General features: G+C 66.3%; 7 protein-coding genes and 1 pseudogene. 6 read left to right on the forward strand and 2 right to left on the reverse strand.

The window, feature by feature from the left end; all coding sequences use genetic code 11:
* Positions 1 to 3 precede the first annotated feature (3 nt).
* The 3 genes from nuoN (at position 4) to ABE485_RS04055 (ending at position 4,454) form a co-directional block, all read left to right on the forward strand.
* Positions 4 to 1,488 (forward strand): NADH-quinone oxidoreductase subunit NuoN, encoded by a 1,485-nt coding sequence (gene nuoN / locus ABE485_RS04045; RefSeq protein WP_346513637.1) that lies wholly within the window; start codon positions 4 to 6, stop codon positions 1,486 to 1,488.
* Between the two features lie 16 nt (positions 1,489 to 1,504).
* The gene (locus ABE485_RS04050) at positions 1,505 to 1,834 is read left to right on the forward strand and encodes a DUF2818 family protein (protein WP_346513639.1); all 330 of its coding nucleotides are present in this window, start codon (positions 1,505 to 1,507) and stop codon (positions 1,832 to 1,834) included.
* Positions 1,835 to 2,231: 397 nt separating this feature from the next.
* Positions 2,232 to 4,454, forward strand: a complete 2,223-nt coding sequence (locus ABE485_RS04055; RefSeq protein WP_346513641.1) for a TonB-dependent receptor — start codon at positions 2,232 to 2,234, stop codon at positions 4,452 to 4,454.
* A 75-nt stretch (positions 4,455 to 4,529) separates the two neighbouring features.
* Here ABE485_RS04055 and serB read toward each other — a convergent pair whose 3' ends face one another.
* Both serB and mfd read right to left on the reverse strand, forming a co-directional pair.
* Entirely contained in the window at positions 4,530 to 5,387 is an 858-nt protein-coding gene (gene serB / locus ABE485_RS04060) for a phosphoserine phosphatase SerB (RefSeq protein ID WP_346513642.1), read from the reverse strand.
* Positions 5,388 to 5,413: 26 nt separating this feature from the next.
* The gene (mfd, locus tag ABE485_RS04065; protein ID WP_346513644.1) at positions 5,414 to 8,896 is read right to left on the reverse strand and encodes a transcription-repair coupling factor; all 3,483 of its coding nucleotides are present in this window, start codon (positions 8,894 to 8,896) and stop codon (positions 5,414 to 5,416) included.
* Between the two features lie 29 nt (positions 8,897 to 8,925).
* Here mfd and ispD point away from each other — a divergent pair, with 29 nt between their 5' ends.
* The 3 genes and pseudogenes from ispD to ABE485_RS04080 form a co-directional block, all read left to right on the forward strand.
* The gene (gene ispD / locus ABE485_RS04070) at positions 8,926 to 9,609 is read left to right on the forward strand and encodes a 2-C-methyl-D-erythritol 4-phosphate cytidylyltransferase (RefSeq protein ID WP_346513646.1); all 684 of its coding nucleotides are present in this window, start codon (positions 8,926 to 8,928) and stop codon (positions 9,607 to 9,609) included.
* Positions 9,606 to 10,097 carry a 2-C-methyl-D-erythritol 2,4-cyclodiphosphate synthase gene (gene ispF / locus ABE485_RS04075; RefSeq protein WP_346513648.1) on the forward strand — a complete coding sequence of 164 codons (492 nt, stop codon included), beginning with the start codon at positions 9,606 to 9,608 and terminating at the stop codon, positions 10,095 to 10,097. The genes ispD and ispF overlap by 4 nt, the downstream gene beginning before the upstream one ends.
* Before the next feature lie 155 nt (positions 10,098 to 10,252).
* Positions 10,253 to 10,950 (forward strand): annotated as a pseudogene (locus ABE485_RS04080) (DUF4344 domain-containing metallopeptidase); the annotation flags it as partial.

The raw sequence follows: 10,950 nt of genomic DNA on the forward strand, positions 1-10,950 counted from the left end.
ACAATGATGCAATCCCAAATCGATTTCGCCCTGGCGACACCGGAAATCCTCCTGCTGGTTTTCGGCCTGGCTATCCTGCTCATCGACGCGGTCAGCAATCACCCCGAGCGCAAGCCGACGTTCCTGCTGACCATGCTTGCCCTGGGCGTGCTGACCGTCGTGTCCGCCGTGCAGTGGAAGAACGGCGTGGCGGGCTCGACCTTCAACGGCCTGTACGTCACGGACGAGCTGTCGCATCTGCTGAAGATCGCCTCCTACGTGGCGGTCGCGGTGACGCTGATCTACGGCCGGGTCTATGCGCAGGTGCGCGACATGGTCAAGGGCGGAGAACTGTACGTCCTGACGCTGTTCGCGCTGCTGGGCCAGATGGTCATGATTTCCTCCGGGAACCTGATCTCCATCTACCTCGGCCTGGAACTGATGTCCCTGGCGCTGTACGCCCTGATCGCCCTGCGCCGCGACAACGTCGTGGCGACCGAAGCGGCCATGAAGTACTTCGTGCTGGGCGCTCTGGCTTCGGGTTTCCTGCTGTACGGCATGTCCATGATCTACGGCGCCACGGGTCACCTGGACCTGGGCGAAGTGTCCAAGGTCATCGCCGCCGGCAAGGCCGAGAAGCTGGCGCTGGTGTTCGGCATCGTGTTCCTGGTGTCCGGCCTGGCGTTCAAGCTGGGCGCGGTTCCGTTCCACATGTGGGTGCCTGACGTCTACCAGGGTTCGCCGACCGCCGTCACGCTGATCCTGGGCGGCGCGCCCAAGCTGGCCGCCTTCGCGATCACGCTGCGCCTGCTGGTCGACAGCCTGCACGGCCTGGCCGCCGACTGGCAGCCGATGCTGATGATCCTGGCGGTTCTGTCGCTGGCCATCGGCAACCTGACCGCCATCGCCCAGACCAACTTCAAGCGCATGCTGGCCTACTCGACGATCTCGCACATGGGCTTCGTGCTCCTGGGCCTGATGTCCGGTTCGGTCGCGGGCAAGCCGGAACTGTCGTCGGCCGCCTACGGCGCGTCGCTGTTCTACATGCTGACCTACGTGCTGACCACGCTGGCCAGCTTCGGCATCGTGCTGCTGCTGTCGCGCCAGGGCTTCGAGTGCGAGCACATCGACGACCTGAAGGGCCTGAACCGCCGCAGCCCGTGGCATGCCGCCATCGTGCTGCTGCTGATGTTCTCGCTGGCCGGCATTCCGCCGCTGGTGGGCTTCTACGCAAAGCTGGCCGTGCTCCAGGCCCTGATCAGCGCCGGCCACGTCGCGCTGGCCGTGGTCGCGGTGCTGTTCTCGCTGATTGGCGCGTTCTACTACCTGCGCGTAGTCAAGGTCGTCTACTTCGACGAGCCGGCGGCTGACGCGACGCCGATGGTCGCCACTTGCGGCCAGCGCGGCGTCCTGTCGATCAACGGCGCCATGATCCTGGTCCTGGGCCTCTTGCCCGGCGGCCTGATGGCCCTGTGCGTCCAGGCCATCCGCTCCTCGCTGAGCCTCTAAGGGACGGATAGCAGCCATGAACCAGACGCTGGCGGTATGGCTGTTGATCGCGCTGGCGCTCGTCAGCGCGAATCTTCCCTTCCTGACCGAACGCGTTTTCGCCGTCCTGCCCTGGAAACAGGGCGGTGCGGTGGCGGTCAAGCCGTTCTGGATGCGCCTGGTCGAAGTGCTGGTGTTCTACGCGATCGTCGGCGCGCTGGGATTTGCGTTCGAATCCACGCTGGGCAATCGCTTCGCCCAGACCTGGGAGTTCTACGCCATCACCCTCAGCCTGTATCTGGTGCTGGCCTATCCGGGGTTCGTCTACCGGTATCTGTTCAAACGGCACCCTCGCTTGCGCACATAACGGCGCGCCAAGCCCCAAAAACGCCCCGCCTGGGGCGTTTTTTCATGGGCGCATGGATTGGGGTGGATGTTTTTCCTGGCGGCTTGTGGCGCGTTCTGGAGCCTCTGGCCGGTGGGGGCACGGACGGGTCGTGGCGCGTTCATGCGGTGCGCCGCCGCGGCCTCAGCCGTTCAGAATCTGTGTGCCTGCCCGCGCGTGCAGCGCGTTCGAGGCTGCGCGATCCGCCCCCTAAAACGGCGGGCTGGAAATGCGTCGAAAGTTCGCCCCACAGTGTTGTTTTTTCATCTTTTAGATGAGCAGGATCAAATCTTTCAGGTTTCATTCAGCCGCCGAGTTCAGAATCGCAAACGCCGAAAAAAACAAGAATCGTTGCTATTCACATTCTGGAGAAGCTGGTTTGAAGCCCCAAGATTCGTATTCGCTGAATACGCTCACCACCTCGCTCGCCGCCGCCATTGCCGCGCCTGCGTTGTTCATTACTCCCTATGCCGCCGCCCAATCCGCCGACTCGGGCGTGACGCAGCTGTCTCCCGTCCGCGTGGAAGGCGAAGGGTCTTCCTACCAGACGTCCACCGCGCAGTCGCCCAAGATGACCGCGCCCCTGCTGGACACGCCGCGCACGGTGCAGGTCGTGCCGCGCCAGGTGATCCAGGACCAGGCCGCATCGTCGCTGCAGGACGTGCTGCGCAACTCGCCGGGCATCACGTTCGGCGCCGGCGAAGGCGGCCGTCCCGGCGGCGACCTGCCGATCATCCGCGGCCAGAACTCGGCCGGCAGCATTTTCCTGGACGGCATCCGCGATTCGAGCACCCAGGTTCGCGATACCTTCAACCTGGAGCAGGTTGAAATCATCAAGGGGCCGGACTCGGTGTATGCGGGCCGCGGCGGCGCGGGCGGCAGCATCAACATGGTCAGCAAAACCCCGAAGCCCACGGACTTTACTGAAGCCACCGCGCAGATCGGCACGGACAACAACTACCGCGCCACCATCGACAGCAACTGGCGACTGGCCGACAAGGCGGCGTTCCGTCTGAACGTGATGGGCAACAAGGGCGACGTCCCCGGCCGCGACAATGCCGTGGACTTCGAACGCTGGGGCGTGGCGCCGTCGCTGACGCTGGGGGTGGGCACGCCGACGCGCATCACGCTCAGCTACTACCACTACCAAGACGACAGCATGCCCGACTACTCGATCCCGTATGACCCGGCGACGGGCCAGCCGGTGACGGAGACGAAGGGCGTGAGCCGCAAGGCGTTCTACGGCCTGACGGGCCGGGACTTCATGAAGACGCGCGACGATGTCGCCACCGTCGACTTCCAGCACGATTTTTCCGACAAGCTGCAACTGCGCAACGTCATGCGCTACGGCCGCGGCACGACCGATTTCGCCGCGACGAACCCGGACGACAGCAAGGGCAACATCCCCAATGGCCTGGTCTATCGCGCGCTCAAGTCGGGCTACTACGTCACCAAGACCTTTGCCAACCAGACGGACCTGACGGGCGAATTCGAAACCGGCAGCCTGAAGCACTCGTTCGACCTGGGCTTCGAATACAGCAATATCAAGCAGGACAAGGACGGCTACACCCAGTCGGGCGTGCCGACCAGCACGACTTGCACGCGCCTGTCGGTGGTGTGCGCTTCGCTGTGGGACCCGGATCCCCACACCGACTACACGGGCACGCTGCGCCGCAACGACAATCCGGCCCGCTACAACACCGACACGGTGGCGGTCTACGCCTTCGACACGATCAAGCTGAACGAGCAATGGCAGGCCAGCCTGGGCGGCCGGTGGGACAACTACCGCACCAGCGCCACCAACCTGACCAGCGTTCCCGCGACTGCCTCGGCCAAGCGCGAGGACAATCTGTTCAACTACCAGATCGGCCTGGCCTACAAGCCGCTGCCCAACGGCACGATCTATGCCACCTACGGCACGTCCTCCACGCCGTCGGCCGTTGCCGGCAGCGCGGTCAGCGACGCGGTCACCGTCACGAACCAGACGCTGGAGCCGGAAAAGAGCCGCACGGTCGAATTGGGCACCAAGTGGGATGTGCTGGACGACAAGCTGACGCTGTCGGCCGCCGCCTTCCATGACGTGCGCAAGAACACCAGCGTGGCGATTTCGGCGAACGAAACCGCCCAGGTGGGCGAAGCCAAGGTGCGCGGCATCGAACTGGGCTTCTCGGGCGCCATCACGCCCAAGTGGAACGTGTTCGGCGGCTACACCTTCATGGACAGCGAAATGACCAAGGGCGCCTACAACAGCGGCGCCGTCGGCCAGGACCTGCCCAACACCCCGCGCAACGCCTTCAGCCTGTGGACCACCTACAAGGTCATCCCCAAGCTGACGATCGGCGGCGGCGCCTACTACGTGGACAAGGTGTACGGCAATTCGGATGCCACCAAGAACGCCAACGGCACGCCGAAGGCGCGCTGGGTCCCGTCGTACTGGCGCTTCGATGCGATGGCGGCCTATGAGTTCAACGAGCACTTCTCGGCGCAGTTGAACGTGCTGAACATCTTCGACGAAACGTACTACTCCAAGGCCTATGCGGCGCACTATGCGGCGCTGGGCCAGGGCCGGGCGGCGCTGCTGTCCCTGCGGGTGCGGTACTAAGCGTTCGGTACCAAGCATGAAAAAGCCACCGGAAGGTGGCTTTTTCATATGGGATGACGCGGGGCGGGGCCGGGATCAGCTTTCGAACCAGTTCAGCACGCCGTCCAGACCCGACACGTTCAGCGCGTAGCGCGTCTGCTGGCGAACCAGCGGCTTGGCGTGATAGGCCACCGGAAAGCCCGCGGCGGCCAGCATCTTCAGGTCGTTGGCGCCGTCGCCCATGGCGATGATCTGGTGGGTTTCGGCCCCATGCGTGCGGGCGAACTCGCGCAGGTGGGCAGCTTTGGCGTCGGCGTCCAGGATGTCGCCCAAAACGCGGCCGGTCAGCACGCCGCCTTCGATTTCCAGCGTATTGGCGTGCGCGCTGTCCAGGCCCAGGCGCTCGCGCAGCCGTTCCGTGAAGAAAGTGAAGCCGCCCGAGACCAGCAGCACCTTGATGCCGGCGGACTGCGCGGTGGTGATCAGGCGTTCGGCGCCCGGATTCAGGCGCAGCTTGTCCTCGTAGACCTGCTCCAGCGCGCTGGCGGGCGCGCCCTTGAGCAGGGCGACCCGGCGGCGCAGGCTTTCCGCGAAATCCTTGATCTCGCCGCGCATGGCGGCTTCGGTGATTTCGGACACCTTGTCTTTGACGCCGACCACGCCCGCGATCTCATCGATGCATTCGATGTTGATCAGGGTGGAGTCCATGTCCATGGCCAGCACCTTGCAGCCCGACAGTTTCAGGCCGGCGGGCACGAATGCGGCGTCGACGCCGCGGGCGTCGGCCCACGCGACGACCTCAGCGCGCGTGTCGGCGTCATGCTGCACGTCGAGCAGGCGGGCGGCGGTGTTGCTGATGCGCGCCACGCCCTGGGCCTGGGCCAGCGCGGCCAGCTGTTCCGCGTGTTCGATGGCGAGGCCGGGAGATTGGACGACGAGGTTGTGGGTAGTCATGGGAGTCGGGGAAAGGGTGGCGTGGATTACTTCAGGGCGCGCAGGACGGCACGCACGGCGTCGGCGCGGGCAGGCACCTGCGGCGCCTTGATCTCGACCCGCAATTTATCCTGTCCCGCCAGCTTGATGTGGCGCTGCCGCTGCACGAGTTCGATGATCTTGCCGGGGTCGACCGAGGTCTTGGGGCCGAACTGCAGCAGGGCCTGGGTTTCGCTGGCGTCGATCTTGACGATGCCCAGCGGCTGGGCCGCCAGGCGCAGGCGATGCGTGGCCAGCAGCGTCTGCGCCGCCTCGGGCAGTTTGCCGAAACGGTCGATCAGTTCTTCCTGGATGTGGATCAGGTCGTCTTCGTCGGCGGCGTGCGCCAGCCGCTTGTAGATGGCCAGGCGCGCATGCACGTCGGCGCAATAGTCGGACGGCAGCAGGGCGGGGGCATGCAGGTTGACTTCGCACGCCAGGTTGAAGGGCGCGTCCAGGTCGGGCTCCTCGCCGGCGCGCAGCGCACGCACGGCTTCGTTCAGCATCTCGTTGTACATCGAGAAGCCGACTTCCTGGATGTTGCCCGACTGGGAATCGCCCAGCACCTCGCCGGTGCCGCGGATCTCCAGGTCGTGCATGGCCAGGTAGAAGCCCGAGCCGAGCTCTTCCATGGCCTGGATGGCCTCGAGGCGCTTCTTGGCGTTGCTGGTGATGGCGTCCTCGCCCGGCGTCAGCAGGTAGGCGTAGGCCTGGTGATGCGAACGGCCGACGCGCCCGCGCAGCTGGTGCAGCTGGGCCAGCCCGAAGCGGTCCGCGCGGTGGATCACGATGGTGTTGGCGCTGGGCACGTCGATGCCGGTCTCGATGATGGTGGTGCACAGCAGCACGTTGTAGCGCTGCTGGTAGAACCCCTTCATCACCTGTTCCAGTTCCCGCTCCGGCATCTGGCCGTGCGCCACGGCGATCCGCGCCTCGGGCACCAGTTCTTCCAGGCGGGCGCGGCGGTTGTGGATGGTTTCGACTTCGTTGTGCAGGAAGTAGCACTGGCCGCCGCGCTTGAGTTCGCGCAGCAGGGCCTCGCGCAGGGTGCTGCCGTCCTCGCGCCGCACGAAGGTCTTGATGGCCAGGCGCTTCTGCGGCGCCGTGGCGATGACGGAGAAGTCGCGGATGCCTTCCAGCGACATGCCCAGCGTGCGCGGGATGGGGGTGGCGGTCAGCGTCAGGACGTCAACTTCGGCGCGCAGCGCCTTGAGGGCCTCTTTCTGGCGCACGCCGAAGCGGTGTTCTTCGTCGATGATCACCAGGCCCAGGCGCTTGAACTTTACGTCCTTGGACAGGATCTTGTGGGTGCCGATGACGATGTCGACCCGGCCGTCGTTGATGCCTTCGATGGCGGCGGAAACTTCCTTGGCAGAACGGAAGCGCGACAGTTCCACCACGCGCACGGGCCAGTCCGCGAAGCGGTCGGAGAAGGTCTGCGCGTGCTGCTCGGCGAGCAGCGTGGTGGGGCACAGCAGCGCGACCTGCTTGCCGTTGGCCACGGCCAAAAAGGCCGCGCGCAGCGCCACTTCGGTCTTGCCGAAGCCCACGTCGCCGCAGACCAGGCGGTCCATGGGGCGGCCCGAGGTCATGTCGCCGATCACGGCTTCGATGGCGGCGGCCTGGTCGACGGTTTCCTCGAAGCCGAAACCTTCCGCGAACGCCTCGTAGTCGTTCAGCGGCAGGTTGAAGGCGAAACCTTCGCGCGCGGCGCGCTGCGCATACAGCGCAAGGAGTTCGGCGGCGGTGTCGCGGACCTGCTTGGCTGCCTTGCGGCGGGCCTTGTCCCACTGGCCGGAGCCCAGCTGGTGCAGCGGCGCGGCTTCCGGATCGGCGCCGCTGTAGCGGGCGATCACGTGCAGTTGCGACACGGGCACGTAAAGCGTGCTGCCGTTGGCGTATTCGAGATGGAGGAACTCCATTTCGCCTTCGCCCATGTCCATGTTGACCAGGCCGTGGTAGCGCCCGATGCCGTGCTGCGCATGAACGACGGGGTCGCCGGCGCGCAGTTCGGACAGGTCGCGCACCATGGCTTCGACGTTGCTGGCGCGCTCCTGGTCGCGCTTGCCGCGCCGGCCGGTTCCGGCAAGGCCGGGGTACAGGTCGTTTTCGGTCAGGAAGGCCAGGTTGGCGCCGGGGAGCTCGAAGCCGATGCCCAGCGCCGACGCGACGATGCCGAAATGCGCGTCGGAGGCCAGGAAGGCCTCGATGGTGTCCGGCTGGGCGTCGGGGGTGACGCCGAACTCGTTCAGCATCTGCACCAGGGTTTCGCGGCGGCCGGCCGAATCGGCGCACAACAGCACGCGGGTCTGGCGCGTCTGCACCAGCGCGCGCAGCTTGGCGATGGGATCTTCCGAACGCCGGGCCACGCTGACGTCCGGCGCGGCGCGGAAGTCAGGGTGGGGCTGGCCGGCGGCCAGCGCAAGGCGGCGGAAGTCCTTCAGCCGGGCATACAGCGATTCGGTGTCCAGGAACAGGGCGGAAGGCGGCAGGACCGGGCGCTCGCGGTCGCTCTTCAGGAAGCCATAGCGGCTGGAAGTGTCCTGGTTGAAGCGCTGGATGGCATCGTCGATGTCGCCGACGGTGACCATGACCGTGCCTTCGGCCACGTAGTCGAACAAGGTGGCGGTTTCTTCGAAGAACAGCGGCAGGTAGTACTCGACGCCGGCAAACGGGATGCCGTTGCCGATGTCCTTGTAGGGCAGCGCACGCGAGGGGTCGCCTTCGAAGACCTCGCGAAAGCGCGCGCGGAACCGGTTGCGCGAGTCCTCGTCCATGGGGAATTCGCGGCCGGGCAGCAGCTGGACCTCGCGGACGGGGTAGAGGCTGCGCTGGGTGTCGACGTCGAAGCTGCGGATGGTCTCGATCTCGTCGTCGAACAGGTCCAGGCGATAGGGCACCACCGAGCCCATGGGGAACAGGTCGATCAGCCCGCCGCGCAGGCAGAATTCGCCGGGCGAGGTCACCTGGGTGACGTGGTTGTAGTTGGCCAGGGTGAGTTGCGCGCGCAGGGCCGCTTCATTCAGCCTGTCCTTCTGCTTGAACGAGAAGGTGTACGCGGCCAGGAACGACGGCGGGGCCAGGCGGTACAGCGCGGTGGTGATGGGCACGGTCAGCACGTCCACCGACTTCATCATCAGCGAGTGCAGCGTGTGCAGGCGTTCGGAGATCAGGTCCTGGTGCGGCGAGAAGGCGTCGTAGGGCAGCGTTTCCCAGTCGGGCAGCTGCCGCACGCGCAAGCCCGGGGCGAACAGCTGGATTTCTTCGGCCAGCCGCTGGGCTTCCAGGGGCTCGGCCGTCAGGATGACCAGCGGGCCGCCGGCCTGGCGCGCCAGATCCGCGAGCAGCCAGGCGTCGCCCGATCCGGGCGGCCGGGGCTGCGCGTAGCGCGTGCCGGGCTTCAGCGCGGACAGGGTGGAAGCCGTGGCGGGGACGGTAGGCGCTGCTGGGGCGGAGGCGGAAGGGGCGGGCATCAGACTGGAAGCGGACATCAAGCGGAAGATTATAAAATCACCGCACCATGTCTGACTCAATCATTGCGATCGTGCCCGCCGCCGGCGTCGGCGCCCGCGCCAGCCGGCCCGGGCACGAAGCCGTTCCCAAGCAGTATCGTCCACTGTCCGGACAGCCCATGCTGCGGCACGCGGTCTGCGCGCTGCTTGCGGACGAGCGCGTGTCCCAGGTGCGCGTGGCGGTGACGCCGGGCGACGGCTGGGTGGATGCCGCGCTGGCCGGCCTGCCGCGTACCGTCTGGCGCGCCTGCGGCGGCGCCACGCGCGCCGATACCGTCGCGGGCGCGCTGGCCGACAGTGGCGTTGCGGACGACACCTGGGTGCTGGTGCACGACGCGGCGCGTCCGGGCCTGCCTGCGGCGGCGCTGGGACGGCTGATCGACGCGTGCCAGGCCGACCCCGTAGGGGGACTGCTGGCCTTGCCGGTGGCCGACACGGTCAAGGGCGGCCACGAACGCGTGGAACGCACGCTGGACCGCAACGGCCTGTGGCTGGCGCAAACACCGCAGATGTTCCGCGCGGGCGTGCTGCGCGATGCGCTGACCGCGGCGTCCGTGAACGGCGTCGCCGTCACCGACGAGGCCTCGGCCATCGAGGCCGCCGGCTACGCGCCGCTGCTGGTCACGGGGGCCATGCGCAACTTCAAGGTGACATGGCCGGACGATTTTGAACTGATGGAAAAATGGCTATGAGCATTCCTTTCCGCGTCGGGCAGGGCTTTGACGTGCATGCGTTGGTCGAGGGGCGGCCGCTGATCATCGGCGGGGTCACGATCCCCCACACCCACGGCCTCCTGGGGCATTCCGATGCGGACGTGCTGCTGCATGCGATCACCGACGCGCTGCTGGGCGCGGCGGGCCTGGGCGATATCGGCCGGCACTTCCCGGACACCGATCCGGCCTTCAAGGGCGCCGACAGCCGCGTGCTGCTGCGCGAAGCCATGGCCCGCGTGCGCCAGGCGGGCTGGACGCCCGTCAACATCGACGCCACCCTGCACGCGCAGGCCCCGAAGATCGGGCCGCACGCCCCGGCCATGGTGAAGAACATCGCGGCCGATACCGGGCTGGCCGAGACCGAGGTCAATATCAAGGCCAAGACCAATGAGGGCCTGGGTTACCTGGGACGCAAGGAAGGCATCGCGGCGACGGTCGTGGCGCTGCTGGCGCGCGCCGGAACCTGACGGCCGCGGCGCCACAGGCGGCGCATCTTTAAGAGTAAATGCCGGCACACGTGCCGGCATTTACTTTGGAATACATCTTTAACAAATGCATAAGCGGATCGTTTTGATCTGGAATACGCTGCGCGACTTAAATCTGACTAATCAGGGACACTCAGATGTATTTACGTGGCGCCGGGCTACTTCTCGTTCTTGCTGCATTTGGCTCACCCGCACATGCCGAATATGAAAAGCAGCTCGGCCCGCTGGCAGGCACCGTCAAGCAGCAATTGCTGCAGGGATGGGTGGTCGGCGAGCAGGACGGGTGGTTCACGCTGCGCAACAGCGAGGTGCCCGGCGGCGAGCAGACTTTCTACATCAACGCCGGACCCGCGCCGGAAGCCGGCCGCATCACCGACGTCAATGTCGTCGTCAATTCGAAAAGCCCCAAGGCGTCCATCGGCATCGCGTTGAACAACAGCGCCCGCAAGAGCCTGTGCCTGCTCGAGATCCGGGCTGACAAGAACACGCTGCTTTTCTGTCTGGAAGGGCAGAAGCGCCGCGATATTGCTTCCGTGCCCAATGTCGCCAAGCTGGATGGCTCGGACAGGATCAAAGTGGTCGAGGTGCCGGGCGCCGCCCGGTTCATCGTGAACGGCCAGAAGATCGCCGATGTCGAGAATGAGCCCGCGCTGGGCAGCGAGATCGGCGTCATGGCCTACGACGAGGGCACTTTCGGCATCGCCGATTTCGTGATCACCAGCAATTCCGGTCCCAAGCCGACGGCAGCCAGCCCGCAGGGCGGCGGCCTGCCGGCGCGCGGCGGCAGCGGCGGGACGGGCGCGCCCCAGCAGGCGCCGGCCGCGGCGCCCGCGCC

It is taken from the genome of Achromobacter spanius, from assembly GCF_039673305.1.
GTDB lineage: Bacteria > Pseudomonadota > Gammaproteobacteria > Burkholderiales > Burkholderiaceae_B > Achromobacter > Achromobacter spanius_F.